The organism is Chromobacterium sp. IIBBL 290-4 (genome assembly GCF_024207115.1).
Taxonomy (GTDB): Bacteria; Pseudomonadota; Gammaproteobacteria; order Burkholderiales; family Chromobacteriaceae; genus Chromobacterium.
In genome coordinates, this window is sequence record NZ_CP100128.1 from 2,297,582 (window position 1) to 2,324,201 (window position 26,620).

Below are 26,620 nucleotides of genomic sequence, written 5' to 3' on the forward strand. Positions count from 1 at the left end.
GGCAAGGGATGGTTCAGACGGCCATCATCGACGCCAGCGGCGTCTGGCTCCAGTCCACGCTGTCCAGCAGATTCTTGACGATCAGCCCCAGCTCGGTGTCGCCTTCAATGCTCAGCTTGCGTTGGAAAAACAGCGTGTCCGGATCCTCCTCGCGCCGCAGCATGCGGACAAAGTCGCAGCATTGAGCCGACAGCGTCAGGTCCGCCGCGCCGGCGCTGGAGGCGAACTTTACCGCATCCGCCGTGATTTGCAGCGTGACGCCGGCATCGCGAAAATGGATGGCGATGCGTTTGCCGGCCAGCGTCTCCATGTCGGCGGGCAGCGCGCCGCGCTTGAGCAGCAGGTTCAGCGTTTGGGCCAGCAGCCAGCTGGGCGGCAGAACGGGCAGGCGGCTAAGCAGCGAAGCCGCCATCGGCGGCAGGGTCAGATCAGGCGTGCGCATGGGGTGAGCTTTCCTGTGGTTGGATGCCGGCTTGGCCGCGCCAGTAGCCGTCTATCAGCCCCTCCGGCGCCAGATGGCTCAGCTCGGGCGCCGGGGCGCCGGTTTCGTCGTCAACTGCGAGACGGAAGGCCTGGGCGATAGCGCCGGTGCCTTGCGTTTGCGGACTGATGCGCGCGCGGCCCACGCCCATCTCCCGCATCTCACGCACATGCGGCAGCAAGGACTGGCAGCCGCCGGACAGCGTCTGGATGCCGTTCAGCGCCAAAAACGGCTGGCCCTCGCGGGTGGCCAGCGGCAAGCCGTCAGGATGCTCCAGGCAGCGGAACTGGCAGTCGTCCTTGTTCAAGTTGTAGTGGCGGGCGGTGAAGCAGCGCGAGGACAGCGCCAGCGGCAGCTTGCCCCAGGCGAAGACCTCGGTCTCCAACGCCAGCTGTTGGCGGTCCGCTTCCGCCAGCACGCCTCGCAGCGTGTCGCGATTCATTTCCACCGGCGGCAGCCAGCGATAGGCGCCCAGTTTTTGCATGACGGCCAGCGAGTCGGCGTTGTAAAGATTGAGATAAGGGCCGGCGACGAAGGGCAGCCGTTTTTCATGCGCCAGGCGGGCCGCGCCCAGGTCATTGGCCTCGATGGCCAGCGCGCCGTTGTCCACCAGCTTGCGCAGCCGTTTCAGATCAGACTCGCTCTCCAGCAGCGCCTGGCAGGACAACACCACCTCGCGGCCGGTCGTCGCCAGGTCGGTGGCCAGCGACAGCCAATCCTGGCTGCGCATTTGCTGGCGGCGGCTGCAGACGACCTCGCCCAGATATATAGTGTCCAGCGGCCACTCGGTCGCCTCGGCGTAAAAGCGCAGGATATCGTCCCGGCTCCAGAAGAACAGCACCGGCCCCAGGGCCAGCTTGAGGGGAAGGGCGGACATGCGGTTTTCCATGATCATTTCCAGGGGCGGTCGAAAGCGCCCAGCGTCTGCTGGTGTCCTTCCGCCACTTTGTCCAGCGTCTGCTGCCAGACCGGCAGCGGGCGGAAGCGCTGGCCGTCGCGGCCGGCGGCGTTCAGCGCCTCGCGCAGTGCGCGCGTCACCTGGGCGACATAAGCCGGGCTGCGCTGCCTGCCTTCCACCTTGATGGCGGACACGCCGATCTCCAGGAGCTGCGGCAGCATGGCCAGCACGTTCAGGCTGGTGGGTTCTTCCAGCGCGTAGTAAGTGTCGCCTCGCACTTCGAAGCGGCCTTTGCACAAGGTGGGGTAGCCCGCTGGCTGGTCCGGTTCGTAGCGGTCGATCAGGATGCCGCCCAGGCGGGCGTCCAGCCCCTTGGGCTGGCTCTGCCATTGCACGAATTTAGCCGGCGAGCAGACGCCGTGGGAGTTGGGCGATTCGCCGGTGGCGAAGCTGGACAGCAGGCAGCGGCCCTCCACCATCACGCACAGGCTGCCGAAACCGAATACTTCGATTTCCACCGGGCTGTTCTCTATCACCCGGCGCACCTGGTCCAGCGTCAGCACGCGCGGCAGCACGGCGCGGCGGATGTCGAACAGCTCATGGGCGAGGCGGATGGCTTCGTAATTGGTGGCCGATCCTTGCACCGACAGGTGCAGGCGCAGCTCGGGATGGCGTTCGCGGGCGTAGGCCATCAGCCCCATATCGGCCAGGATGACGGCGTCCACGCCCAGATCGGCCGCCTGGTCCACGGCGCGATGCCAGCGCGACAGGTCGGCGCCCTGGGCATAGGTGTTGATGGCCATCAGCACTTTGCGGCCGCGCTCATGGGCATAGCGTATGCCGGCGGCGGCGCTGGTTTCGTCGAAGTTGAGCCCAGCGAAGTTGCGGGCGTTGGTATCGTTTTTCAGGCCGAGATAAACGGCGTCGGCGCCGTGGTCGATGGCGGCCTTCAGCGCGGGCAGATTGCCGGCCGGGCACACCAGCTCCGGCAAGGGCAGGCTCGCGGACATGGCAGGGGTAGAGAGGGTGAGAATGGCGCGACAGTAGCAGAGCGGGCCGGTGCGGCTTTTGTCCTGGGTCAAGCCGGTTTCAGCCGCCGCTGAGCTTGCTCGGCGCGGCAAGGCTCAGCGTATTGGTTTCGCCCTGGCTGTCCACCCATTGCACTTCCACCACGATCTGGTCTTTCTTTTGCAGGCTGCGGCATTGATAGCGCGCCAGCGTGCCGCTGGCCCGGGCCGGGGCGAAGTCGGCTTGCCGGCATTCGCCGCCGCTGTCGCTGTAGCGTTGTTCCAGCGCGGCCTGGGCCAGATTGGTGGCGGTGTTGTAGTCGTTGGCTGAAATCTGGCTGTGCAGCAGCTCGGTTTGCAGCCTGAGCAAGCCCAGCGCGCCTATGGCCAGCACCAGCAGGCTGATCATCATCTCCAGCAGGGTGAAGCCCCGCATGCGGCCGGCGGTCATTCGTCGGCTCCGCTGTCCATCCAGCTGTAAGGCAGCACGGCGACGCCCTGGCCGCCTTGGCCGCCGCCGTTCGAGTCGGGCGTGGAGGGCTGGAACGAGTCCGGCAACTGGCGCAGGTCTATGGTGGTGCTGGCGCCCCAGCGATGCGGCTGGCCGCTGCCGCCGGCTTGCAGCGCCACCGCCACATAGCCGTGTATGGTGGTGTTGCCGCTGCTGAACAGCATATTGCCGGCCCAGACATTGCCGAATACCTCGCTGGACGCGCCCAGGGTGATGTTGCCGCCCTGAAAGCGGTTCTTCGAATAACTGCCGGCCAGCAGGGCCGCGTTGCCTATGGGGCGTCCCTTGAAGAGCCCGTGGGAGCAGTAGTTTTCGGGATACAGCTGCGGAAAGTCGGTGTTGCGGCAGATGCCGGCGGCGCCGGCGTAGTTGACGGCATAGGTGGCGTGCTGGCCGCTGGTGGCGATATGGCCGGTGGCGAGAAAACTGTTGTGATAGGTGCCGTTGCCGACCTCCAGATCGCCTTCGAACCACATGACGCCCGGCGCCAGCGTGATGCCGTTGATTTTCCATTTGCCGGCCTGGCTGTCGGCGAAGCAATCGTTCTGCGGCGAGAAGCCTTTGCAAATCAGCTGCGCCGGGCCGGGTTTGCACACCCCCTGCGCGTCGGTGTCCAGGCACAGATAATTGGGCAGCCGCGTGTCCGCCGCCAGGCCGAGCCGGTAGTCGCCGTCCTTCATGCCGTGAATCTGCCGCACCGACACCAGGACGCGGCCGGCTTTGTCGCGGCTGAAGCGATAGTGGGCTTCGCCGCGGTAATCGTAGGCGTCGATCTTGGCCCGGCCCACGGTCAGCAGCGGCACCGGTTCCAGTTTGACCTGCAGCTTGGGGGTTTCGGCGATGCGGATGTCCGGGTTGTTGCGGTTGTAGCCGGCGCGGCCGCCGATCTCGCCGCTGATCGGCGCGCCCCAGCCCTGTATCATCAGGTCGCCTTGCGCCCGCAGCGCCTCCATGCCGCCCATCTGGGCGATGTCCACCTTGCCGCCGCTGTCCAGCCGGCCGAAGCGCGCGCCGCCCATATTGATTTCGACATTGCCTATCACCTCGGCCTGGGCGACGGCCGGATTCGCGCCGGAACTGTTGAAGAATTTAGCGTCGCCGTTGACCCGCGCCAATCTGGCGATGGAGGCCGCGCCGCTCAAGGTGAGGTTGCCTACGGCCTTCACCGTTTGATATTCGCCGTTGGAGAGGTCGATATTGCCGTTGGAGTGCAGGGTATTGATCGCCTGCGGCCCGCTGACGCGGATATCGCTGGTGCTTTGCAGCGTGGCGATGCCGATCACCGAGCCGCTGAGATTGACCTTGCCGTCCACAGTCATGTCCACCGGCTTGTCGCTGAGCAGGTTCACCGACCCGCTCAGGTCCAGATCGCCGATGAAGGATAGCGCCGCGCTTTTGTCGGGATTGCCGCCGCCCAGCCTGACGACGCGCTGCACGGTCACCTGATGGCCATCGTACAAGCCGGTGCTGTACAAGCGGACCACTTGCGGCGTGATGTCCTGGCGGCCCAGCCGGTAGTCGGAGGTGTCCTTGAACGGTTTGCCGGCGGCCAGCGCGGCCAGGGCCTGGTTCAGGCCGTCTTCGGCATGGTTCAGGGCCTGATGGTAGCGGTGCTGGTTTTGCGCGTTGGCGTGGGCCAGCAGCAATTGGCGCGAGGCGGCCAGCATCACCAGGCTGGCGATGGCGAGCAAGGTCAGAACGGCGAACAGGGTGGCCAGGCCGCGCGCGCGCCGCGTCATTTCTTCACCAGCGCCGGATGGTTGCGCAGGGCGATGCTGGTGTGGATGTCCAGCGTCGCCTGATCCGGTCCCGCCGGCGTGTGCGCCTCCACTTGCAGCAAGATGGCCTTGCCGGAGGCATCGGGGCTGAACGCCAGAGTTTTGACCACGCCGATGTCGGGCTTGCTCAAGTCGTCCCAGCGATTGTCCGGCGCGGCGCAGCTCCAGCTGGCGGGATCGTCGGTGGCGGAGGACAGCCTCTGGATCTTGCCTTGCGCGGCGGGTTCTTTCAGCCGGAAAGCGAAGAAGCGCGGCGTGCCGGCTTTTTGCGCCGGCGGCGTGTCGTAGCCGTAGCGCAGGCAGCGGCCGTTCTGTTCGATATAAATGCGGCCGTAAGGGTTCTTGGCCGGATCGTCAAAGCCTTGCCAGTAGCCGGCGCGGCGTATCTCCATCGCCATCAGCGACAGCGAGGCGTCCACCATTGCGCCCAGCTGCGCCTGGCGGCGGTCGCGCGCCTGATTGCCCAGCAGCCCGGCCAGCAGGCTGGAGACGGCCAGCAGGATCAGCAGCCCCACCGTCATGCCCACCAGCAGTTCCAGCAAGCTCATGCCGCGTGGCGCTCTCATGGGCATACGCTGCTTCCTATGCTGACCACGCCGGTGGCGAGCAGGCGCAACTCGGCGGGTTGGCAAGGCGGCCGGCTGACCTGCACTCGCAGCTCGTTCAGCAGGCTGCCGTGCTCATCCTGGGGCATGCCGCGCAGCGGCGAAAACGCCAGCTTGTAAGGCAGGGCGCGGTCTGGCAGGGCCACCTCCACGCCGGAATGCTGCTCCGAGCCGATGCAGCGCAAATCCAGATTGGCGTCGCAGCCTTTGCCGTCCCGCGCTTCCGAGACTCGCAACAGCCAGCCGGCGGTCTGCCGGCTGAATTCCACCCACACCCGCTTTTGGCGAGTGACGGCGGTTTTGCGCGCCAGCGCCAGGCTGTGGCTGATGTCGTCCAGCGCCCCTTGTTGCTGCTGGCGGGCGATCCAGCGCCCCATCGCCGGCAGGGCGAGGGAAAGAAACAAGATGGCGAGCGCGATCACCATCATCAGCTCGATCAGCGAAAGTCCGGCCTGGCCGCGCTTCATCGCTTTCCCCAGCAGGCGGTCGGGCTGAGATTGACAGTGTGCTGCCTTTGGCTCAGGCGGATGCGCTGGCATTCGCTATCGCCTGCCTGCATGCCGCCGGCCTGGACATCGGCCTCGACAAAATAGCTGGAGCGCTCGTCGCCGTCGACGCCGGTGGACAGCCGGTAATAGCCTTGCCGGCTGGCGGCGTCGAATTTGGGCGTCAGCTCGGCCAGATCCTTGGCGTAGCCGGGGTGGAAGCCGCGATAACGCAGCTGCGCCTGTTGCAGGCGGTACAAGGCTTCCAGCGCGTCGCTGCGGCGGCTGCGCTGCATATAGTGTTGATAGCCCGGTATGGCCAGGCCCAGCAGCAAGCCGATCACCGCCATGACGATGATCAGCTCGATCAGCGAGAAACCGCCTTCCCGGCAGCAAGAAAAACGGGCGAAGCGGATCATCTGGCCATGGCTCCGGTTTGGAAACAGGGGGAGCGCCCGGCGGCGGCCCTTACTGTTTCCTAGCGGTCGCGGCGCGGACAGTCAAGCCGCAGCCGGTTGCGGGTTTCAGAGCAGGGGAAGCGGACTCTTGGCGACGGCGACCAGCGCGATATAGGCCACCACCGCCAGCGCGGCGATAAAGGCGAGCAGACGGCCCCGCGCGGTGGCGCCGCGCAGCGCGATGCTGCCGAGCGCGACATAGGCGAACAAGCCCGCCACCTTCACCAGCAGCCAGGGACTGTGCAGGATAGGCCAGCCGCCCATCACCACCAGGGCGATGGCGCAGCCCAGCAACAGGGTATCGATCAGATGCGGCAGGATGCGCAGCGCCTTGTTTCGCAGCAGATGGCCGCGGCCGCCCAGCACCAGCGCGCCGCGGGCGGCGAATAAAAGCACGGACAGCAGGGCGAAGCCCATATGGGCGTGTTTGACGATCAGATAGGGGTACATGTTTCCCTTGGGGCGAAAGGGCGCACGGCGCCGATGTCCGCCATGGTACACGAGGCGGCGGCTGGGTTTATAGATGGGCGGCGGATGCTACAATCCGGCCATATCCGCACTCGCTAAGCGTTCACGTCCATCCATGCTGTTTCTCTACCAATCCAACCGCCTTGAGCAACTGGGCGAACTATTCTGCGGCATGACTCAGTCCATGCCGCTGGCCGACCCCTTCGCCGCCGAAACGGTGATCGTGCAGAGCCGCGACATGGGGCGCTGGATCACGCTGGACGTGGCGCGCAAGGCCGGCGTGGCGGCCAATATCGATTTCGTGCTGCCGGCGGCCTTCGCCTGGCGGCTGATGCAGAAAGTGATGCCGGACCTGCCGCGCAAATCCGCCTTCGTGCCCGAGGTGCTGACTTGGCGTTTGCTGGCGCTGCTGCCTGGCCTGGAGGGCGAGCCCTTCGGCCCGGTGCTGCATTATCTGGAGGGCGGCGAGGGCGCGGCCTTTGAGCTGGCCGGCAAGATAGCCGACATCTTCGACCAATACCTGGTGTTCCGCCCGGAGTGGATACGCGCCTGGGAGGCGGGCGAGCTATTGGGCCTGGGCGAGGACGAAGCCTGGCAGGCGGCGCTGTGGCGGCGGCTGGCCGCGAGCGACCCGAGCCGCCACCGGGTGCGCATGCTGGACCAGTTCTTCGCCGAGTTGAAAACCGAGCACCTGCCGCCGCGGGTGACGCTGTTCGGCATCGCCAGCCTGGCGCCCATGTATCTGGCCCTGGTCAAGCGGCTGTCCGAGCTGACCGACGTCTGCCTGTTCACGCTCAATCCCTGCGAGGCGTATTGGGGCGATATCGTGGACGCGCGCCGCTTGCTCAAGCTCAGGCAGAGCGGCGACCTGTTCGCCACCCAGGGCCATCCGCTGCTGGCATCGCTGGGCAAGCAGGGGCGCGACTTTTTCGAATTGATCGCCGAAGACGCCGAACTGGACGCGCGGCCCTTGTTCGCCGCGCCCAAGGGCGGCAGCCTGCTGTCCCGTTTGCAGCGCGACATCCTGGAGCTCAACGATCCGGCGCAGCTGCCGCGGCCTGTCGACGCCGGCGACGATTCGGTCGAGGCGCATGCCTGCCACGGCCCCATGCGCGAGCTGGAGGTGCTGAAGGACAGGCTGCTCTCGATGTTCGCCGCCGATCCCAAACTCAGCCCGGCCGACGTGGCGGTGCTGACGCCGGACATCAACGCCTACGCGCCCTATATCGATGCGGTGTTCGGCCGCCGCGACGACGCGCCCAATATCCCCTACAGCATCGCCGACCGCCGCATCGAGCGCGAGCAGCCCTTGCTGTCCACCTTCGCCGCCGCGCTGAAGCTGGCCGATTCGCGCTTCGCCGCCGACGCGGTGCTGGCGCTGCTGGATTGCCCGGCCTTGTTGGCGCGTTTCGGCCTCGCCGACGCCGACCTCGCCTTCATCCAGGATTGGGTGCGCCAGGCCGGCATACGCTGGGGGCGGGACGCGGCGCACAAGGCGGCGCTGGGGCTGCCGGCCGAACCGCTCTACACCTGGCGCTGGGGGCTGGACCGCCTGCTGTTGGGCACGATATTGCCCCCGGCCCTGGCAGGCGACGACGCTGGCTTGTTCGGCGGCCTGTTGCCGCATACCTCCGCCCAAGGACAGTTGGGCGAGATCCTGGCGCGTTTCGCCGATTTTTACGATGCCTTGGACGCGCTGGCGCGCGAATGGGCGCGGCCGGCCGCGCCGGCGGAATGGGCGCAACGCTTTCACCTGGCCTGCGACCGGCTGTTCCTGGCCGAGGGCGACGACGAGGCCGCGCTGGAGCTGCTGCGCGAAGCCTTCGCCGAGTTGATCGAAGACGCCGAGCTGGCCGGTTTCGAGCAGGCCGTGGGCCTGGGCGTGGCGCGCGACTGGCTGCTGCGCAAATTGTCGATCTCGTCCAGCCAGGGTTTTCTGTCCGGCGGCGTGACTTTCTGCGCCATGGTGCCGATGCGCTCGATACCGTTCCAGGTGCTGTGCCTGGTCGGCATGAACGACGGCGCTTACCCGCGCGACGAGCGCCCGGTCAGCTTCGACCTGGTGGCGCGCCACCCCAAGCGCGGCGACCGTTCGCGCCGCTTCGACGACCGCTATCTGTTCCTGGAAGCCATCCTGTCGGCGCGGCGCAGGCTGTATCTGTCTTATGTCGGCCAGTCGGCGCGCAGCGGCGAGCCCTTGCCGCCGTCGCCGCTGTTGTCCGAACTATTGGAGACGCTGTCGGCGATGTGCGGCGATGACATGGCGGCGCGGCTGATCCTGCGCCACCCGCTGCAACCGTTCGCGCCGCAGGCTTATGACGGCGCCGACGCGCGGCTGGCCAGTTTCGAGCCCGCCTTCGCCGCCGCGCTGGCCGCGCCGTCGGCCGAGCCCAAGCCCTTCGTCGCGCCGCTGCCGGACGAGGACATCGCCGTAGTGATCAATCTGCATGACTTCATCCGCTTCTGGCAGAACCCGGCGCGCGCCTGGCTGGCCGACCGCCTGGCCTTGCAGGTAGGGCGCTGGGACGAGGCTCTGCCGGCGCGCGAGCCCTTCGCGATGGAGCGCGACGCCAGCCAGGCGCTGCGCCGCCAGCTGGTGGACGCGATGCTGCATCGCAAGCCGCCGGAGCCGGTGCGGCAGCGAGTGGCGGCGGCCGGACTGCTGCCTTGCGGCGAGCTGGGCCAGGCCTGGCTGCAAGAAGAGGGGCGGGCCAGCGTGCGGCTGGCCGGCCGTTTGCCGCGCGCATTGGCCGAGGAAACGCTGCCGCCGCAGCCGGTGCATCTGGAGATAGGCGGTTTGACTTTGGTGGGCGAACTGTATGGCCTGCGGCCGGAAGGGCGCTTGCACTTCATTGTCGGCAAAATGAACGCGGCGCAGCGCGTCGAATTCTGGCTGACGCACCTGATCTTGTGCGCGGCGCGGCCGGAAGGCATCGCCTGTCACAGCGCCTGTTACGACGACGCCGGCAGCATCGTGCTGGCGGACGAGATTGACGCCGCCGGTCTGCTGGCGCCGTGGCTGGCGCGCTGGCGGCAGGGCCAGGCCCAGCCCTTGCCTTTCTTCGGCCGCACCAGTTGGGCCTATGCCGAGGCGCTGGCCAAGAACCCGGAGGCGCTGGACAAGGCGCTGGCCGCGGCCTGGCAGAAATGGGAGCCCAATTTCATTCTCGGTGACGGGGTGGCGCAGAAGGACGAGCCGGCGATCGCGCTGGCCTTCCGCCATCAGTCGCCATTGGAGGACCCCTTGTTCGCCCAATTGGCCGAGACCCTGCTGCTGCCCTTGGCAGAGCGACTGCTGGGAGGAGAGGCATGAACGCGCCGCTTGCGCTGGACGCGCTGCATTGCCCGCTCGCGGGCGTCAATCTGATCGAGGCTTCGGCCGGCACCGGCAAGACCTGGACCATCGCCGCCCTGTTTGTGCGGCTGTTGCTGGAAGAGCGCGACGGCGCGCCGCCGCCGGCGATAGACCAGGTGCTGGTGGTGACCTATACCAAGGCGGCCACGGCGGAATTGCGCGAACGGCTGCGCAAGCGGCTGGCCGAGATGCTGGCCGTGCTGGAGGGCAAGGCCGACGGCGATGACTTTCTGTGCGCCTTGGCTGAGCGGATGCCGGAAGGCCCGGCGCGCGAGCTGGCGCGGCAGCGTCTGACCGCGGCGGTGAATGGCTTCGACGCCGCCGCCATCTACACCATCCACGGCTTCTGCCAACGGGTGCTGACCGACGCCGCCTTCGAGAGCGGCCAGACCTTCCAGGCCGAGCTGGTGGAGGATGATGCGGCGCGCTTGGCTGAAATCGTCGACGACTTCTGGCGCCGCCGCATCGTCGCCGAGCCCTTGCTGGCCCAGGTGCTGGTGGAGCAGGGCGAAACGCCGGAAGCCTGGCTGGCCGAGATCCGCCCTTATCTGTCCAAACCCTATTTGCAGCTGCGCGCGCCGGACGCCGCCAGGCTGGATACGGCGCAAAGGCTGGCTTTCGAACGCTGGCAAGCACTGGCGGGAGACACTGCGGCGGTGGAGGAGGGGCTGGCGCTGTTCCTGTCCCACCCCGGTTTCAAGGCCAATATCTACCGGCCCGACACCATGGCGCGCGTTGCCGATAATCTGCGCGGCTGGCTGGCTCAGCCTGCCGCGTTGCCGGAGCTGGACAGCGACAGCCGCAAGCTGTTGGACAGGCTGCGGCCGGAGGCCTTGGCCAAGGGCATGAAGAAAGGCTGCGAGTCGCCATCCCATGTCTTGTTCGAGCGGCTGGAAGACTGGCTGGCGGCTTGGGACCGCTATATGGAGCAAGTGGCCCACTCCCTGGCCGGGCTGAAGCTGGAGCTGATCGCCTGGACCAATGAGGAACTGGCGCGGCGGCGCGGCGCGGAGCGCAGCCGCAGCTTCGACGATCTGTTGACCGACCTGGGCGCGGCGCTGGCGCATCCGGCCACCGGGCCGCTGCTGGCGGCGCAGGTGGCGGAGAGTTTCGCGGTGGCGCTGATCGACGAATTCCAGGATACCGATCCGACGCAATACCGCATCTTCCGCCGCTGTTTCGTCGAGGAGGGGCGGCCGGTGTTCCTGGTGGGCGACCCCAAGCAGGCGATCTACAGCTTCCGCGGCGCGGACATCTTCGCCTATCTGGCGGCCCGCCACGACGCCGAGCGCCACTACACGCTGGACACCAACCGCCGCTCCGACGAGCCGCTGGTGGCCACCGTCAACGCGCTGTTCGGCCGCGAGCTGCCTTTCCTGCTCGACGGCATCGCCTATCAGCCGGTGGCGGCCCAGCCTTCGTCCGGCGGCCGGCTGGAGGTGGATGACGATCGCGCGCCGTTCAATGCGCAGTGGCTGCAGGCCGGCGACAAGGCGATGAACAAGGAAAGCGCCGAGCAGGCGGCGGCGGAGGCCTGCGCCGACGAAATCGCCCGGCTGTTGACCTTGGCTCTGGAGGATAAGGCCGCCATCGTCAAGGGCGCGGCGCGGCGGCCCTTGGCCGGCGGCGACATCGCGGTGCTGGTGGCCACCCACTCGCAAGGCGACCGGGTGCGGACCGAGCTGCGCGAGCGCGGCGTGGCCAGCGTGGCCTTGACGCAGGAGAGCGTGTTCGCCAGCCGCGAGGCGGAGGAGCTGCAGGCCTTGTTGTCCGCCTGGGCCGAGCCCGTCAACGAGGGCCGGCTGAGGCGCGCGCTGGCCACCGAGCTGGCCGGCCTGGACGCCGCCGAGCTGAAAGCCGAACTGGAGGATGAAAGCCGCTGGGAGCGCCATTTGGCGAAAAACGGCGACGATCATCAGCAATGGCGCGAACACGGCTTCATGTCCGCCTGGCGGCATTACCTGGCCCGCGAGCGCGTGGCCGAGCGCCTGCTGCCGCTGCCGGATGGCGAGCGGCGGCTGACCAATCTGGGCCATCTGGCCGAATTGATCCAGCAGGAGAGCGAAAGCCGCCAAGGCATGGCGCCGCTGTTGGCCTGGTTCGCCGGCCGGGTGGCGGATCCGCCGCGCGGCGAAGACGCGGTGCTGCGCCTGGAAAGCGACGCGGCGCTGGTGAAGATCGTCACCGTCCACACTTCCAAGGGTTTGCAGTACCCGGTGGTGTTCTGCCCGTTTTTATGGAATGGCGCGCTGGAGCGGCGCGGCGCGGCGTTCTGGAGCTATCACGTCGGCGAGGAGCCGTGGCTGGCGCCGGAAGTGACGGCGGACGAGCGCGTCAGACTGGCGGCGCGCAGCGAGATGCTGGCGGAGAAGCTGCGGCTCTTGTACGTGGCGCTGACCCGCGCCCAGTATCGGCAATACATCGCCTGGGGTTGGGTGAAGGATTTACCGACGGCGGCCTTGTCCTGGCTGCTGCACGCTGCGCGGGCGCGCAGCTTGGCGGAACTGGAGACGCTGGAGCTGGACGCGCCGTTGGTGGAGGCGCAGCTGCGCGATTTCCTAGTTGGCCGCGGCGAGGCGGCGCGCTGGCTGGCCCACGAAGGCCGGCAGGATTTGCGCGCGCCGGGCGGCGGGGAGCGGAGCTATGCCGCGCAAGCTTTCAGCCGCAAGTTGTTCACGCCATGGAAAATCGCCAGCTTTACTTCGCTGACGCATGCCGCCGGCAGCCATCTGGCGGAAGCGCCCGATTACGACCGCTCGGCCGCGGCGAAGCCGGAGGAGGCCGCGCAGGAGCCATGCTTTGACCGGTTCCGCTTTCCGCGCGGCGCCAAGGCCGGGGTGTGCCTGCATGAGATATTCGAAAAAATCGGTTTTGGCGATGAAGAGCAAACCATACGCGACGTCACCGCGCAGGTATTGCAGCGCCATGGTTTTGGCGAGGAATGGCTGGAAGCCGGCTGCGATCTGATTCTGGGCTGCTTGAACGCCGAGCAGGCACCCGGCGCGCGGCTGCGCGACGTGGCGGACAGCAAGCGGCTGATCGAGCTGGAATTCACCCTGCCGGTGAAGCAACTGGATGTGAAGGCGCTGATCGCCGCGCTGCAAAAGCCCGAGCATGGCTTGGCCGAGCCTTTCCGCCTGGCCGCCGCGGGTTTGGAGTTTGCTTCGGTGCGCGGTTTTCTCAAGGGCTTTGTCGATCTGGTGTGCGAAATCGACGGACGCGTTTATTTGATCGACTACAAGTCCAATCACCTGGGCGATGCCTACGATGATTATCATGAGGATAATCTGGCCGCCGCGGTAGCCCGCGAGCATTATTATCTGCAATACCTGATTTACTTGGTGGCGTTGCGCCGTTATTTCGCGGCGCGCGGCGTGGATTGGGAGGGCCGTTTCGGCGGCGTGCGCTATCTGTTTTTGCGTGGCATGGGCGCGCAAGGGGGCGGAGTGTGGGCGGATGCGCCCTCGAAAGCGCTGTTGGACGCTTTGGATGAATTGTTGGCATGAGCAGGATCAGGGACGCTCGGTAGTTTTACGCAGTGATGGCTGCCGGGGTTGGCAACTAAGCTAAGAAGTGGATAAGGATGTGAGACATGTTTGAATCCGCCGAAATCGGCCACAGCATAGATAAAGAAACCTTTCGCAAAATGATGCCCGCGCTGCGCGAGGCTTTGCTGGACACGCAGTATGACTTGAAGGAAAAAGCCGATTTTCCGGTGCTGATCCTGATTCACGGCTTCGACGGCGCCGGCCGCGGCGAAACGATGAATCTGATCAACGAATGGCTGGACCCGCGCCTGATCGACACCGTCGCTTTCGACAAGCCCAACGACGAGGCGCGCGCGCGGCCGTGGATGTGGCGCTACTGGCGCGAGCTGCCGGCCAAGGGGCGCATCGGCATGTTCTTTGGCTCCTACTATTCCGACACCTTGTTCGAGCGGGTGTTCAGCCGCAGCGACCGCGACGCCTTCGACAAGCAGATTTTCGACATTCTGCGCTTCGAGCGGATGCTGACGCTGGACGGCGCGGTGGTGCTGAAGTTCTGGTTCCATCTGAGCAAGGACAAGCAGAAGCAGCGGCTTAAGCTGCTGGAGCAGGATCCGGCCACCAGCTGGCGCGTCACCAAGACCGACTGGGAGCATTACGAGCGTTACGACAAGATCCGCAAATACGGCGAACACATGCTGCGGCTGACCAATACCGCGCACGCGCCGTGGATCGTGATCGACGGCGAGGACGCCAATTACCGCAGCCTGACGGTGGCCAACACCATTCTGGAGGCGATCCGCAACCGGCTGGGCCAGCCCATGCTGACGACCGACCGGGTGGAGGCCCCGCCGCTGCTGGCGCCGATAGACAACAAGCTGGTGCTGGACGCGCTGCAGCTGGATCAGAAGCTGGACAAGGCCGGCTACCAGAAGAAGCTGGACCAGCTGCAGGGCCGGCTGAGCAAGCTGACGCGCGATCCGCGCTTCGGCGGCCATTCGCTGGTGCTGGTGTTTGAGGGCAATGACGCGGCCGGCAAGGGCGGCAGCATACGCCGCATCACCCAGGCCCTGGATGCGCGGCGTTACCGCGTGGTGCCGGTGGCGGCGCCGACGCAGGAGGAAAAGGCCAAGCCGTGGCTATGGCGCTTCTGGCGCAATGTGCCGGGCAAGGGCGGCATCACCATTTTCGACCGCAGCTGGTATGGCCGCGTGCTGGTGGAGCGGGTGGAGGGTTTCGCCGAAGAGGCGGACTGGATGCGCGCCTATTACGAGATCAACGACTTCGAGCACCAGTTGAGCGAGAACGGCGCCATCGTGCTGAAGTTCTGGCTGACGATCAGCAAGGAAGAACAGCTGGAGCGTTTCAAGGGGCGCGAGGACACCGGCTTCAAACGCTTCAAGATCACCGACGAAGACTGGCGCAACCGCGACAAATGGGATCTGTACCGCCAGGCGGTCAGCGATATGGTGGACAGAACCAGCACCAGCAAGGTGCCGTGGACGCTGGTTGAGGCCAATAACAAGTATTTCGCCCGCATCAAGATTTTGACCACGGTTTGCGACGCATTGGAGGCAAGGTTGAGTGAATAGAGCATGGAGGGGAGTGCTGCTGTTGCTGCTGTGCCGGCCCGCGCTGGCGCAGGAGACGCTGCGCGCGGGCGTGGCGCTGGACAGCAGCGAGCCGCTCAGCCAGTCGGCCGACGCCAGTTTGACCCAGCGCTACCGCGAGGCCCTGGCCATGATCACCCGGCAAAGCGGCATCCGCTTCCAGTTGGATTACTATCCCAGCCAAAGGCTGGAGCAGCTGTTCGTGGTCGGGCGGCTGGATGTGGAGGTGGGCGTCAACCCCTCCTGGCGCGCGTTGTCGCCGGTGTCCGGCTTTTATACCCAGACGATAGGCGAAGTGTCCTACCAGCTCTGCCTGCCGCCGGGCGGCAAACCGCGGGTGGCGGGCTGGGCCGATCTCAAGGGCAAGCGCATCGGCCTGCTGGCGGCGCAACGGCTGCCGCAGCTGGAGCCGGTGTTCCAGTCGCAGCGCTTGACCGCGGATGTCGCCGGCAATGAAGAGGAATTGCTCGATCGATTGCGGCAGGGACGGATTCAGGCCGTGGTGCTGGAGCAAAGCCGGGCCGGCTACTGGGCGCGCCCCGCCATGGGCGGGCGTTGCCAGCCTGGCGCCATGGTGGCCAGTTTGCCGGTGATGCTGCGCGTGCATCCGCAGCATCGAGACTTGGTGCCGCGGCTCAATCAAGCCATCCAGAATTTGTCGATCCAGGGCAAATTCAAATCTTTGTTTACCGATGCGCGTTAAACCGGGCCCTGGTCCGGATACAGGTCGAATGGATGAATACCGATACCCCGCTGCTGCCTGATCAATTGAGCAAGCTGTTCCATAGGCTGGATCCCGATGCGGATCCGGCCGCGCTGGCCTTGATCGCCGAATTGAGCGCGGCCAACCAGGCCGGGCATGTCTGCCTGCCCTTGGCGCATCGCGCGGAGCTGTCGGCCCTGCGCGCCTGCCGTCTGGTGGGCCGGCCTGGCGAGTACGCGCCTTTGATTCTGGACGAGGCCGGCAGGCTTTACTTCGCCCGGCACTGGCATGACGAGGATTGCCTGTCTAAGGGCTTGCTGAATCTGGCGCGGCCGGTGCCAATGGCGGATGAGGCCGCGCTGGCGGACTTGCTGGACAGGCTGTTTCCCGGCGATGGCGAAGCGGATCGCCAGAAAATGGCGGCCGCGCTGGCGGCGCGGCAGCGGCTGATGGTGATATCCGGAGGCCCCGGCACCGGCAAAACCACCACCGTGGTGCGCTTGCTGGCTTTGCTGGCGGCGCTGTCGCCGCGCCCCTTGGTGATGGCGATGGCGGCGCCGACCGGCAAGGCGGCGGCGCGGCTGTCGGAGTCGGTGCGCGCCGCGCGCGACCGGCTGGACGTGGAGGAATCGGTCCGGCGCCAATTGCCGGGGCAGGCGGAAACCCTGCATCGGCTATTGGGCTTGCGGCCGGGGGCTGAGGCGCCGCGCCACCACGCCGGCAATCCCTTGCCGCTGGACGTGCTGGTGGTGGACGAGGCTTCGATGATCGACTTATCGCTGATGGCGCGGACGGTGGAAGCGCTGCCTTCGCAGGCGCGGTTGATTCTGTTGGGCGACCGCGACCAGCTGGCCTCGGTGGAGGCCGGCGCGGTGTTGGGCGAGCTGTGCCAGCGCATCGCCTACCGCGAAGTGACGTTGCAATGGCTGTCGCGAGTGTGCGGTTTCCCGGTCGATCTGGACGAAGCGGAAGAGGCGATGGGCGGCGGTCTGGTCGATTGCGTCGCCCTGCTCACCCGCAGCCACCGCTTCGGCGCCGATTCCGGCATCGGCGCGCTGGCCCGCTTCGTCAACGCCGGCGAGGTCGAGCCGGCCCTTGCGATATTGCGCGCGGAAGGCTATGCCGATGTGGCCATGTCGGCCGCCTGGTCCGACGCCGAACTGGTCGGCCGGCGGCGCGGCTATCTGCAGGCGGTGGAGTCCGGCGCGTCGCCGGACGAGGTGCAGCGCGCCTTCTCGGCCTTCATGCTGCTGGCGGCGGAAAGACGCCAGGTGGCCGATTGCAACCAGCGCTTCGAAGCGGTGCTGGAAGAGCGGGGCATCAAGCAGCCGGGGCGGGATTGGTATCCGGGGCGGCCGGTGATGATTTCAGAAAACGATTATGGACTGGGCTTGTTCAATGGCGATATCGGCTTCACGCTGATGCGGCGCGATGGCCTGCGGGTGTTGTTCCCATCGTCTGATGGCGGCTGGCGCGAGTTCGCGCCTGGACGCCTGCCCGCGCACGATACCGTTTTTGCGATGACGGTTCACAAAAGCCAGGGCTCGGAGTACGAGGAGGTATGGCTGCTGCTGCCGCAACAGGCCGGCGCCAGCCTGAATCGGGCGCTGCTCTATACGGCGATTACGCGAGCCCGGCAACGCTTCGCCGCGATCGGCGCGGACGAGGTGTGGCGCGAAGGCATGCAGCGCGCGCCGCAGCGTTTGTCCGGGCTGGCGGATCGTCTGCGCTGAGGTCGGCGCAACACTTTTCCGTCTTGTGCGGGCAAGGATAGTCAAGCGACATCAGACATCCTAATATGCAGCCTTCCCGAAAAAAATCAGGGGGTGTCATGCAGTTGGATGCGGTATTGAGCTATCTGGACAAGATCAGCCGTTACGATGCTAGGCCATTCACACCGTTGTTTTTCGGCGGTGAGCGCATGGGCTGGGTCAATGTCCAATGGAAAGAGCGCTTGTTGCAGCATGAGTCCGCCCTGTTCGAGGAATCCTATCAAGGCCTGGTCTGCCGCCTGAGCGGCAGCTACCGCAGCATCAGCCATGCCTTGGCGCAGGCGGCTAGGCGCTGGCAGCAGGCCGGCTGGCTCAATGGCTGGCGCAATGAGAATTTCACGGCGTTCCGTCCAGACGGAACGCCGTTTTTCGAATTGGAGCGCGCGGCATTCCGTCCGCTGGGCCTGACCAGCCGGGCAGTGCATGTCAATGGCCTGTGCCGCTTGGAGAGCGGCGAAGTCCGGATGTGGGTGGGCCGCCGCAGTCCGCACAAGGCGGTGGACCCGAACCGGATGGACAATCTGGTGGGCGGCGGCGTGGCGGCGGGCGAAACGCTGGATCTGGCATTGGAGCGCGAAGGCTGGGAAGAGGCCGGCATTTCCCGCGACGCCTTGCAGGGGCTGAAACCGGTCTCCGTGTTGCTGGCAGAGCGGCCGGTGGCGCGCGGCCTGCATCGCGAGTGGCTGCATGGCTACGATTTGTGGCTAGGGCAGGAGCAGCGGCCCTGTTGCCAGGATGGCGAAGTGGCGGAGCATGTGCTGTTGCCCCTGGCCGAGGTGGAGCAATTGCTGGTGGACGAGCGCTTCATGATAGACGCTGCCTTGGTGGTCGTGGACTGTTTGTGCCGGCTGGAATATTGGGGCGCGCGCAATCCTGAGATGTCCACGGCCTTGTCCCGCATTCGCTATGCCAAGCAGGGGCCGCTGGTGTCCTCGGTGTAGTTCCCATTCTTGAGCGGCGGCCTAAGCCGCCATCGTTCTTGCGCAAAGCCCGGCCAGACCGGGCTTTTCTCTTTTTCTATCTTTGCATCCCATTTATTCATCCCACTTACGCCGGCAGGGGCCATTCGCTATCGCAACTTGGCCTGGAAGGTGGCGGACATCCAGGCGCTGTTGCTTTTTTTTTTCGCTGGCCGCCTGAGGGCGAGGCCTGTGCCGACCGGCATGGCATATACGATTTGGCTGGGTGATTCGGGTTTTGTTGTTTGCTCGCGGGCATTGTTGAATTTGTATGCTTATGGACTGAATTATATAGATTGTCATTGATGGATCTATTTGTGAGGCATGCGCGGAAGTCATTGCAGAGCAGTGGGAAATCTCATGTAGAATCAGTTTATCCGTGATGCAAATAGTATAAAAACTCAAATCGGATTCAACTGTAAACAAGAGATAAAAATGTACCGCTTGAAACTGATTTCACCCGATTTCGGGATCGATGACAGCGGCCCGCTCCATCCCACCCAGGAGCAAGCGCGTTGGGCCGCTGAACTGATGTTGCACGTGTACAAGGGCCGGATAAGGGCCGAGGTCCACAAAGTCGACGTCAAGACGCGCAAGAGCGAGAAACTGGAAGAGGTGTATATGAAATTGGAGCCAATGGCATAGGCTGGGCAGAGCCGCTGGAGGAGCCACTTTCGCCTGGCTCCAACAATACCATTGCCGATCGATGCCAGATGAGCTAACGTCATTGCTCCACTTAAACCCCAATCGGAACGGTTCCTGTTTCCGAGAACGGAGCGATCTTTATGTTCGGCTGGTTCGAAAGCCGCGTATCCCCCTATCCGGATGCGCCCCCCGCCCAACCTCCCCAGGGCTTCTTTTCCTTCATTTGGTACTGTACGCATGGCCTGCGCGGATTGATCCTGTGCATGACCGTGCTCACCGCCGGCATCGGCGCCTTCGAGGCTTTGCTGTTCTCGATGATGGGCTCGGTGGTGGATTGGCTATCCAAAACACCCGCCGCGCTGCTGTGGCAGAACGAGCGCGCCCACCTGCTTGAGTTGGCGGTCATCCTGCTGGGCAGCATAGGCCTGGTGGCCTTGCAGGCGATGAGCAAATACCAGGGCCTGTTTTCCAACTTTCCCATGCGCTTGCGCTGGAATTTCCACCGCCATCTGCTGGGCCAGAGCCTGAGCTTCTATCAGGACGAATTCGCCGGCCGGGTGTCGGCCAAGGTGATGCAGACCGCGCTGGCAGTGCGCGACACGGTGCTGATCATCACCGACATCCTGGTGTTCGTGGTGATCTATTTCGTCACCATGATCGCGGTGCTGGGCCATTTCGACCTGTTTCTGCTGCTGCCCTTCATGGCTTGGCTGGTGTTCTATATCGGCACCTTGTGGTTCTTTGTGCCGCGCCTGGGCAAGGCCGCCAGCCGCCAGGCCGACGCGCGCAGCCTGATGACCGGCCGCATCACCGATGCCTACACCAATATCGCCACGGTGAAGCTGTTTTCCCACGGCCAGCGCGAGGCGCGCTTCGCCAAGGGCGCGATGCAGGAGTTTCTGAGCACCGCCTATCGCCAGATGCGGCTGGTCAGCGGTTTCGAAATCGTCAACCATTTCAGCAGCATGCTGCTGATAGGCATGACCACCGGCTCGGCGCTGTGGCTGTGGGGCCTCGGCGAGGTCAGCGTGGGCGCGGTGGCCGCGTCTGCCGCCATGGCTTTGCGGCTGAACGGCATTTCGCACTGGATCATGTGGGAGATGTCCAGCCTGTTCGAGAATATCGGCACGGTGCAGGACGGCATCAACACCTTGTCGCGCTCGGTGGCGGTGGTGGACAAGCCGGCCGCGGCCAAGCTGGAAGTGCCGCGCGGCGAGGTCCGTTTCGAGAATGTCGATTTCTCCTATGGCGGCGCCAAGACGGTGATCGATGGCCTGGATCTGACGATACGTCCGGGCGAGAAGATAGGCCTGGTCGGCCGCTCCGGGGCCGGCAAGTCCACCATCGTCAATCTGCTGCTGCGCTTCTACGACCTGGACGGCGGCCGCATCCTGATCGATGGCCAGGATATCGCCGATGTGACGCAGGACAGCTTGCGGGCCAAAGTGGGGATGGTGACGCAAGATACCTCGCTGCTGCACCGCTCAGTGCGCGAAAACCTGCTGTACGGCCGGCCGGATGCCGGCGACGAGGACATGATCGCCGCGGCGCGCAAGGCCGAAGCGGATGACTTCATCGGCACGCTGAGCGATCCGAAAGGCCGCACCGGCTACGATGCCCATGTCGGCGAGCGCGGCGTCAAGCTGTCCGGCGGCCAGCGCCAGCGCATCGCCATCGCCCGGGTGATGCTGAAGGACGCGCCCATTCTGCTGCTGGATGAGGCCACCAGCGCGCTGGATTCCGAAGTGGAAGCGGCGATTCAAAGCAGCCTGTACCGGCTGATGGAAGGCAAGACCGTGGTGGCGATCGCCCACCGGCTGTCCACCATCGCGGCGATGGACCGTTTGATCGTGCTGGATCGCGGCCAGATCGTGGAGGAGGGCTCGCATCAGCAATTGTTGTCGCAGGGCGGCCTCTATGCTCGCTTGTGGTCGCATCAGAGCGGCGGATTTCTTGGCGAGGAAGACGGCGATGAAGGCGCCGAGTTGTCGCTGATGGGTTGATGATGTCCCCGCCTTTGGGCGGGGATTTTTTTTGCGGGAGCGCAACGATGAGCGATGCCGGCTGGACGGTGCTGGATACCAAGGTGGAGCATGCCAACCCGTATTTCCAGGTCTGGAACCAACAGGTGCGTTTGCCGGATGGGCAACTGATCCATTATTTTTCCGCGCGCCATGACCGCTCGGCGGTGGGCGCGCTGGCGATAGAAAACAATCGCGTGCTGCTGGTGCGGCAATATCGTTTGTTGATAGACCGCGAAGTGTGGGCGATTCCGGCTGGCGGCGTCGAGATTGGCGAAGCGCCTGCTGGCGCCGCAGAGCGCGAGCTGCGGGAGGAAACCGGTTACGCCGCTCGTTCCATCCGGCCTTTCATCGCCTATCATCCCACTTTCGGCAGCAGCACCCAGTTGTTTGAAATCTTTCTGGCCGAGGGGCTGGATCAGGTGAGCCCGGACATTGACGGCAACGAGGTTCTGCAAGTGCGATGGTTCGATTGCGCGGAGCTGCTGCGTTTGATCGCAAACGGGGATATGCCGGACAGCCTGTCTCTGGTGCCGATTCTGTTGGCGATGCAGCGGGGCTTGTTGTCGTAAGGAGGATGACTGGGGGATGGGTGAATAATTTTCAGGCCGTGGTTTCCTTTCTGCAGGCGGCGGAAGCCGGCAGCTTCAGCCAGGCGGCGCGTCGTCTGGGCGTGACGCCGGCTGCGGTAAGCAAGCATGTCAGACAGCTGGAGGATGAACTGGGCGTGCGCCTGGTGCATCGCAATAGCCGGGCGCTGGCTTTGACGGCATCCGGAGAGGTGTATTTTCAGCGCATGTCGCGGCTGGCGGCTGACATCCGCCAATTGGAGGAAGAGGTCAAGGGCCGGGATGAGGCGATGCATGGCCGCTTGCGCTTATCGCTGCCAAACGGCATCGGCCGCAATGTCTTCCTGCCGGCCTTGGACGAGTTTTCGCGCGATCATCCCGAGCTGAAACTGGAGCTGCATTTCGAAGACCGCGCCGTGGATTTGGTGCGCGATGGCTTCGACGCCGCCATCGGCGAGCGTCTGTCGCCGGACAGCAGTTTCATCGCCCGGCCGCTGCTGCCTTTGCAGCGCGTCGTGTTCGCCTCTCCGGCCTACTTGGCCCGCGCCGGCAGGCCGGAGACGCTGGCGGATTTGCAGCGGCATGACTGCATCCGGGTCATCAACCAGAACAGCGGCCGGCTGATGCCCTGGGAGTTTCAAACCGACAGCGGCTTGAGCCGGCTGGAGACTGATGGCCGCCTGGTGGTCAACGATCCTTTCGCCGCGTGCGAGGCCGCTTTGCTGGGAGCGGGGCTGGTGATGATAGGCACGGTCCAGGCTCATCCTTATCTGGCAACGGGACGGTTGATTCCCCTGTTGACCGCCTTCGCCCCGCCGCCCCGGCCCCTGTATTTCTATTACGCCGAGCGTCGCTTGCTGCCGCCCGCGCTGGTCCGGCTGCAGCGCTTTCTGCAGGCGCGGATGAGCCAGGGCGGGCCGCCGGTGTACGGAAACTACCGCTGGCCCTGAGTCAGGCCGGCGTCGCCCGGGCGGTGATGGCGCGGGGGCGCAAATAAGCGCTAAGCGGCAAGCCGAGCGCGCCGGCGAGCAAGGCGGCGGCGTAGAACAGCATTTGCGGCGCGATGCGGTTGCCCAGCGCGGCGACCAGCAGTCCGGCCAGCGGCAGGCTCAGTTGGTTCAGCAGCACGATCACGCTGATCGCCCGGCCCAGTTGATCGCGCTCAATCCAGTGCAAGCGTTCGGTGCGGATGAATACATTGAACAAGCCGCACAGGCCGAAGCTCAAGGCATAGCCCATCGCAAACAGCCAGAACTGGCGGGCGGCGCCCATCAGCAGGCCGCCGCAGACAATCAGCGCAAAGGCGGCGATGCCTAGCTGGTAGACATTGGCTTTTTTCAATAGCCAGGGAATGAGCAAAAAGCTGGCGATGGAGAGCGCGCCCATGCCGGTTTGCAGGCCGGCATAGGTCTGGTCGCCTTGGCCAAACGCGCCTATCGTCAGCGCCGCTCCGGTGGACAGCGCCAGGCCGATGATCAGATTCACCAGCATGGACAAGGCCACCAGCGCTTGCAGGGGGCGGGCGGTCCGCAATAGGCCGAATCCCTGCCGCAACTGATATGGCTTTCCGGGCGAGGCAACATTGGCGGCCGCTCCAGGCGTGGCCAAGGCGGCGAGGGCGCTGAGGCCGAATGCCAGCGCCGCGATGATGGGCAGGCGCGAAATCGGCAGCCACAAGGCCAGCGAACCGGCCAGCGCCGGACCGAGCAGACTGCTGGAATAGTCCATCGCCTGCAACAGGCTTTGCGCTTTGGGCATGCGCTCGGGGGAGACCAGCCGCGGAATCGTGCTTTCCAGCGCGATGAAGGCTTGGGCATAGCAGGCGGCGCAGACGGCCATCAGCATGGCGCATAGCGCAAAACTCCGTTCCGGCCATGCGGCTAGCGTCAAGGCCGCCAGCAGGCAAGCCGCGGCGCGGATGCCGTCGGCGAATAAATAAACGCGCCGTCCGCCCATCTTGTCCGACAGGGCGCCGGCCACAGGCAAAGACAGCACGCGCGGCAACCATTCGCAAAGAAAGGCCAGGCCGGACATCGCGGCGCTGCCGGTGGTCCGGAATACGATCAGGGGAATGGCGAACAGCAGCAATTGGTCGCCCAGGGTGGAGGCGAAACGGCCGGCCAGGAATAGCCGCAGTCGGATCATCGGCATGCGGCCTCCTCCGGCGAAACGGACGTAGAGAGCTGGACGCTGGCGAACAGACTTTCCAGCCAGGTTTGCAGCGCCTGGTGGCTGCTCCCCGAGATGATGCCCGCAAATGGAGATTCAAAAGCCTGATAGCTGGGATGGCCGGGTCTGGGCGCATCCGGCGCCAGCAGCGAATGGCGGAGCAATAAGGGAGAGTCGAGAAAGGGTTGGTGGCCGGTCAGTTGAAACGGCCCATCCGGCAGGCGATGGCCGGGGAAAACGAACCAGCCGTGAAAAACCGGCTGGGCGGGGGAGGCGGGAGCGGGGAGCGGCTCTCCGCATGCCAGTGCAAGCTCGGCGGATGGCAGATGAAGGCCGGTTGTTAATTGGAAGGTATCGACCACATCGGCGCCGCCGACCCGGTTGGCGATTTCCAGAAAGACCCATTCGCCGCCGTCATCGATGACTTCCAGGTGAAACGCGCCGGAGCGCAGCCCTATCGCCTGCGTAACGGTTTGCGCCCATTGCGTTTGCGCATCCGATAGCAGGAATTGCGCCGATCCCAGCGGTTCGCCCTGGGCGAAGCCCAAGCAGGTGCCGACATAGCGGCTGCCCAGCAAGGCGACGATGCGGCCATCGCGGATCAGGCCATCCAGATGCAAGATGGGGCCAGCGATAAAGGCTTCGGCCTCGAACCGGTCAGCATGGCTTTCCTGCTCTTCATCCAGCTTGCGTATGCCTGAGAGGCGATTCCGCAGCGCGGCAAGCATGGCCTGGACGAAGGGGAAGATCTGGACATCTTCGCTGGACGCGCCATCCACGGGTTTGAGCACAGTCGGCCCCGCCCAGCTTGCTTGACGGCGTGCCAACAGGCTGGACAACGGCATGGCCTCCGGCACGCGTATGCCCGCGGCCGCGACGAGTCGCTTCATGATCAGCTTGTCCCTCACCACCAGGACCTCGCTTTCGCTGGGGCCTGGAATGTTCAGCGCTTGGCGAATCCGGGCGGCATCCATCAGCTCGTATTCGGAAAGGGAAATCACCCGGTCGAAGCGTTTGGCGTGCTCGGCAAGCAGGCTGAGCGTTTCGCTGGCGGCATCGGCAAGCCCTGGCCGCGCCAACCGGGCCGCGCGCAGGTCTTCTGGCAAGTTGGCTAGTTGCGATGGCGTGCCGACGTAGGTGACATTGTGTTTCTCGTGATCGATGCCGAGGTGGTATTGAATCTTGTGATAGGGGATGCGGTGCAATATCAGAATGTCCATGATGGCGCGCGTTCGACGAGTGGCGATGCGCCATCATAGGCAGCGGCGAGATGGACTAGAATCCTGAAATAGGTAATGCAGCTTCAACGATCTGGAAAAGCGCGCTCGGCCATGAGCGACGTGTTGCAGAACAACATCATTTAATTTTGCAAAAAAGTTGTCGATTGATGATCTATATCAAAAGTATGGCTTAAAAAAATTGCGCCAAAATGCCGATGGTTTGAAAACGGTCTGAAGAAAACGAGCAGGGACGGGGCGATGGGGCAAGGAAGGGCGGGGCTGGAAAAAACAAAAGGCTCGCAGCGTATCGCTTGCAAGCCTTTGATTTGACTGGTGCACCCGACAGGGATCGAACCTGTGACCTTCAGCTTCGGAAACTGACACTCTATCCAACTGAGCTACGGGTGCACTGCAACTTGTCATCAAGTTTGCGAATCATACTATAAACATCTATTCCGAGTCCAGAGTAAGGTTTTTTGCTTCGGATGGATGCATACTTTATAATTTACCGGTTTTAATTGTCATTATTTTCAGGCGAGGCTTGGGATGAGTAATGAGAACGGAATGGCTCCTAGCCAGATCGTGAAGGTTCTGGTTAGCGTCGTTGTCTTTCTGGTCGTAGCGATCTGGCTCCTGGCCAAGCTCGCCACCAGTGGTTTCAATGTGGACGCCGAGGTAATGACCAAGGAGGCCGTGGCCGCTCGTCTGAAGCCGGTGGGCGAATCCAAGGCCAGCGATGCGCCGCCGGGAATGCGCACCGGCGAGCAAGTTTACAAGGGCATCTGCATTTCCTGTCACGGCACTGGCCTGGCGGGCTCGCCGAAGTTCGGCGATGCCGGCGCTTGGGGTCCACGCGTAGCCAAGGGGTGGGATACGCTGGTGAGCCATGCCCTGCAAGGTTTCAACGCGATGCCGGCCAAGGGCGGCTCGCCTGATCTGACCGATGACGAAGTGAAGCGCGCGGTGGCCTATATGGGCAATGCCGGCGGCGGCAAGTTCACCGAGCCGGCGGTCGGCGGGGCCGGCGGCGCGACGGCAGCGGCCGATCCAGCCGTGGTGGGCAAGAAAATCTATGAGAGCGTGTGCGTGGCTTGCCATGCGGCTGGCGTAGCCGGCGCGCCTAAGTTCGGCGACAAAGCCGCCTGGGCCGCCCGCCTGAAGCCGGGCATGGACGAAGTGGTGAAGATCGCCACCAAGGGCCTGAACGCCATGCCGCCTAAGGGCGGCTACACCGGCAGCGATGCCGAGTTCCGGGCGGCGATCGAATACATGGTGAACAACGCCAAGTAAGCTTCTTTGGGACGGCTGTCCACAACAAAGCCCCGCCGCATGGCGGGGCTTTGTCTTGCAGTCAAGGCCGGGCCGCTTACGTTATGTCAACCAGTATGACTGTATAAAAAGGACAGGTGGCAGTGTCTACA

Annotated in this window: 22 protein-coding genes and 1 tRNA gene; 11 read left to right on the top strand and 12 right to left on the bottom strand. The window is 64.8% G+C overall.

Annotated elements, in window-relative coordinates; genetic code table 11:
• Positions 1-13 precede the first annotated feature (13 nt).
• The 9 genes from ubiT to NKT35_RS10615 all read right to left on the bottom strand — a co-directional run bounded on the left by ubiT (position 14) and on the right by NKT35_RS10615 (position 6,673).
• Positions 14-442, bottom strand: a complete 429-nt coding sequence (gene ubiT / locus NKT35_RS10575) for a ubiquinone anaerobic biosynthesis accessory factor UbiT (RefSeq protein WP_254301044.1) — start codon at positions 440-442, stop codon at positions 14-16.
• A complete protein-coding gene (locus NKT35_RS10580; RefSeq protein ID WP_254301045.1) occupies positions 429-1,358 on the bottom strand; it encodes a U32 family peptidase in 930 nt (309 codons plus the stop codon). The genes ubiT and NKT35_RS10580 overlap by 14 nt, the downstream gene beginning before the upstream one ends.
• A gap of 14 nt (positions 1,359-1,372) precedes the next feature.
• Entirely contained in the window at positions 1,373-2,377 is a 1,005-nt protein-coding gene (ubiU, locus tag NKT35_RS10585; protein WP_254301372.1) for a ubiquinone anaerobic biosynthesis protein UbiU, read from the bottom strand.
• A gap of 91 nt (positions 2,378-2,468) precedes the next feature.
• The gene (locus NKT35_RS10590) at positions 2,469-2,837 is read right to left on the bottom strand and encodes a type IV pilus modification PilV family protein (RefSeq protein WP_254301046.1); all 369 of its coding nucleotides are present in this window, start codon (positions 2,835-2,837) and stop codon (positions 2,469-2,471) included.
• Positions 2,834-4,636, bottom strand: a complete 1,803-nt coding sequence (locus NKT35_RS10595) for a hypothetical protein (RefSeq protein WP_254301047.1) — start codon at positions 4,634-4,636, stop codon at positions 2,834-2,836. The genes NKT35_RS10590 and NKT35_RS10595 overlap by 4 nt, the downstream gene beginning before the upstream one ends.
• Positions 4,633-5,241, bottom strand: a complete 609-nt coding sequence (locus NKT35_RS10600) for a prepilin-type N-terminal cleavage/methylation domain-containing protein (protein WP_254301048.1) — start codon at positions 5,239-5,241, stop codon at positions 4,633-4,635. The genes NKT35_RS10595 and NKT35_RS10600 overlap by 4 nt, the downstream gene beginning before the upstream one ends.
• Entirely contained in the window at positions 5,238-5,747 is a 510-nt protein-coding gene (locus NKT35_RS10605; RefSeq protein ID WP_254301049.1) for a GspH/FimT family pseudopilin, read from the bottom strand. The genes NKT35_RS10600 and NKT35_RS10605 overlap by 4 nt, the downstream gene beginning before the upstream one ends.
• Positions 5,744-6,184 carry a type IV pilin protein gene (locus NKT35_RS10610; RefSeq protein ID WP_254301050.1) on the bottom strand — a complete coding sequence of 147 codons (441 nt, stop codon included), beginning with the start codon at positions 6,182-6,184 and terminating at the stop codon, positions 5,744-5,746. The genes NKT35_RS10605 and NKT35_RS10610 overlap by 4 nt, the downstream gene beginning before the upstream one ends.
• 105 nt (positions 6,185-6,289) lie before the next feature.
• The gene (locus tag NKT35_RS10615) at positions 6,290-6,673 is read right to left on the bottom strand and encodes a SirB2 family protein (RefSeq protein WP_254301051.1); all 384 of its coding nucleotides are present in this window, start codon (positions 6,671-6,673) and stop codon (positions 6,290-6,292) included.
• Between the two features lie 133 nt (positions 6,674-6,806).
• On the opposite strand from NKT35_RS10615, the gene recC reads away from it, so the two are divergent.
• The 10 genes from recC (at position 6,807) to NKT35_RS10665 (ending at position 22,760) form a co-directional block, all read left to right on the top strand.
• Positions 6,807-10,004: an exodeoxyribonuclease V subunit gamma gene (gene recC, locus NKT35_RS10620; protein WP_254301052.1), complete on the top strand. Its 3,198-nt coding sequence runs from the start codon at positions 6,807-6,809 to the stop codon at positions 10,002-10,004.
• Positions 10,001-13,552, top strand: a complete 3,552-nt coding sequence (recB, locus tag NKT35_RS10625) for an exodeoxyribonuclease V subunit beta (protein ID WP_254301053.1) — start codon at positions 10,001-10,003, stop codon at positions 13,550-13,552. The genes recC and recB overlap by 4 nt, the downstream gene beginning before the upstream one ends.
• 86 nt (positions 13,553-13,638) lie before the next feature.
• Positions 13,639-15,123 carry a polyphosphate:AMP phosphotransferase gene (gene pap / locus NKT35_RS10630; RefSeq protein ID WP_254301054.1) on the top strand — a complete coding sequence of 495 codons (1,485 nt, stop codon included), beginning with the start codon at positions 13,639-13,641 and terminating at the stop codon, positions 15,121-15,123.
• 13 nt (positions 15,124-15,136) lie between these two features.
• On the top strand, positions 15,137-15,844 hold the full coding sequence (locus NKT35_RS10635) for a transporter substrate-binding domain-containing protein (protein ID WP_254301055.1): 708 nt from the start codon (positions 15,137-15,139) through the stop codon (positions 15,842-15,844).
• 32 nt (positions 15,845-15,876) lie between these two features.
• Complete coding sequence (recD, locus tag NKT35_RS10640; RefSeq protein WP_254301056.1) at positions 15,877-17,577, top strand: exodeoxyribonuclease V subunit alpha; 1,701 nt, start codon at positions 15,877-15,879, stop codon at positions 17,575-17,577.
• Positions 17,578-17,675: 98 nt separating this feature from the next.
• Positions 17,676-18,557 carry an NUDIX hydrolase gene (locus NKT35_RS10645; RefSeq protein ID WP_254301057.1) on the top strand — a complete coding sequence of 294 codons (882 nt, stop codon included), beginning with the start codon at positions 17,676-17,678 and terminating at the stop codon, positions 18,555-18,557.
• A gap of 453 nt (positions 18,558-19,010) precedes the next feature.
• On the top strand, positions 19,011-19,220 hold the full coding sequence (locus NKT35_RS10650; RefSeq protein ID WP_254301058.1) for a hypothetical protein: 210 nt from the start codon (positions 19,011-19,013) through the stop codon (positions 19,218-19,220).
• A gap of 140 nt (positions 19,221-19,360) precedes the next feature.
• The gene (locus NKT35_RS10655) at positions 19,361-21,223 is read left to right on the top strand and encodes an ABC transporter ATP-binding protein (RefSeq protein ID WP_254301059.1); all 1,863 of its coding nucleotides are present in this window, start codon (positions 19,361-19,363) and stop codon (positions 21,221-21,223) included.
• 47 nt (positions 21,224-21,270) lie between these two features.
• On the top strand, positions 21,271-21,813 hold the full coding sequence (locus tag NKT35_RS10660; protein ID WP_254301060.1) for an NUDIX domain-containing protein: 543 nt from the start codon (positions 21,271-21,273) through the stop codon (positions 21,811-21,813).
• Between the two features lie 20 nt (positions 21,814-21,833).
• Positions 21,834-22,760 carry a LysR family transcriptional regulator gene (locus tag NKT35_RS10665; protein WP_254301061.1) on the top strand — a complete coding sequence of 309 codons (927 nt, stop codon included), beginning with the start codon at positions 21,834-21,836 and terminating at the stop codon, positions 22,758-22,760.
• A 1-nt stretch (position 22,761) separates the two neighbouring features.
• Here NKT35_RS10665 and NKT35_RS10670 read toward each other — a convergent pair whose 3' ends face one another.
• The 3 genes from NKT35_RS10670 to NKT35_RS10680 all read right to left on the bottom strand — a co-directional run bounded on the left by NKT35_RS10670 (position 22,762) and on the right by NKT35_RS10680 (position 25,607).
• Entirely contained in the window at positions 22,762-23,961 is a 1,200-nt protein-coding gene (locus NKT35_RS10670) for an MFS transporter (protein ID WP_254301062.1), read from the bottom strand.
• Positions 23,952-25,199 carry an ATP-grasp domain-containing protein gene (locus tag NKT35_RS10675; RefSeq protein ID WP_254301063.1) on the bottom strand — a complete coding sequence of 416 codons (1,248 nt, stop codon included), beginning with the start codon at positions 25,197-25,199 and terminating at the stop codon, positions 23,952-23,954. The genes NKT35_RS10670 and NKT35_RS10675 overlap by 10 nt, the downstream gene beginning before the upstream one ends.
• A 331-nt stretch (positions 25,200-25,530) precedes the next feature.
• A tRNA-Arg gene (locus tag NKT35_RS10680) sits at positions 25,531-25,607 on the bottom strand.
• Between the two features lie 156 nt (positions 25,608-25,763).
• Here NKT35_RS10680 and NKT35_RS10685 point away from each other — a divergent pair.
• Entirely contained in the window at positions 25,764-26,489 is a 726-nt protein-coding gene (locus tag NKT35_RS10685; RefSeq protein WP_254301064.1) for a c-type cytochrome, read from the top strand.
• The last annotated feature ends 131 nt before the right edge of the window (positions 26,490-26,620 follow it).

Bases quoted from the DNA above. Each gene is read 5' to 3' on its own strand.
- ubiT (WP_254301044.1), bottom strand. From the start codon at position 442: ATGCGCACGCCTGATCTGACCCTGCCGCCGATGGCGGCTTCGCTGCTT.
- NKT35_RS10580 (WP_254301045.1), bottom strand. From the start codon at position 1,358: ATGTCCGCCCTTCCCCTCAAGCTGGCCCTGGGGCCGGTGCTGTTCTTC.
- NKT35_RS10590 (WP_254301046.1), bottom strand. From the start codon at position 2,837: ATGACCGCCGGCCGCATGCGGGGCTTCACCCTGCTGGAGATGATGATC.
- NKT35_RS10595 (WP_254301047.1), bottom strand. From the start codon at position 4,636: ATGACGCGGCGCGCGCGCGGCCTGGCCACCCTGTTCGCCGTTCTGACC.
- NKT35_RS10600 (WP_254301048.1), bottom strand. From the start codon at position 5,241: ATGAGAGCGCCACGCGGCATGAGCTTGCTGGAACTGCTGGTGGGCATG.
- NKT35_RS10605 (WP_254301049.1), bottom strand. From the start codon at position 5,747: ATGAAGCGCGGCCAGGCCGGACTTTCGCTGATCGAGCTGATGATGGTG.
- NKT35_RS10610 (WP_254301050.1), bottom strand. From the start codon at position 6,184: ATGATCCGCTTCGCCCGTTTTTCTTGCTGCCGGGAAGGCGGTTTCTCG.
- NKT35_RS10615 (WP_254301051.1), bottom strand. From the start codon at position 6,673: ATGTACCCCTATCTGATCGTCAAACACGCCCATATGGGCTTCGCCCTG.
- recC (WP_254301052.1), top strand. From the start codon at position 6,807: ATGCTGTTTCTCTACCAATCCAACCGCCTTGAGCAACTGGGCGAACTA.
- recB (WP_254301053.1), top strand. From the start codon at position 10,001: ATGAACGCGCCGCTTGCGCTGGACGCGCTGCATTGCCCGCTCGCGGGC.
- pap (WP_254301054.1), top strand. From the start codon at position 13,639: ATGTTTGAATCCGCCGAAATCGGCCACAGCATAGATAAAGAAACCTTT.
- recD (WP_254301056.1), top strand. From the start codon at position 15,877: ATGAATACCGATACCCCGCTGCTGCCTGATCAATTGAGCAAGCTGTTC.
- NKT35_RS10645 (WP_254301057.1), top strand. From the start codon at position 17,676: ATGCAGTTGGATGCGGTATTGAGCTATCTGGACAAGATCAGCCGTTAC.
- NKT35_RS10650 (WP_254301058.1), top strand. From the start codon at position 19,011: ATGTACCGCTTGAAACTGATTTCACCCGATTTCGGGATCGATGACAGC.
- NKT35_RS10655 (WP_254301059.1), top strand. From the start codon at position 19,361: ATGTTCGGCTGGTTCGAAAGCCGCGTATCCCCCTATCCGGATGCGCCC.
- NKT35_RS10660 (WP_254301060.1), top strand. From the start codon at position 21,271: ATGAGCGATGCCGGCTGGACGGTGCTGGATACCAAGGTGGAGCATGCC.
- NKT35_RS10670 (WP_254301062.1), bottom strand. From the start codon at position 23,961: ATGCCGATGATCCGACTGCGGCTATTCCTGGCCGGCCGTTTCGCCTCC.
- NKT35_RS10675 (WP_254301063.1), bottom strand. From the start codon at position 25,199: ATGGACATTCTGATATTGCACCGCATCCCCTATCACAAGATTCAATAC.
- NKT35_RS10685 (WP_254301064.1), top strand. From the start codon at position 25,764: ATGGCTCCTAGCCAGATCGTGAAGGTTCTGGTTAGCGTCGTTGTCTTT.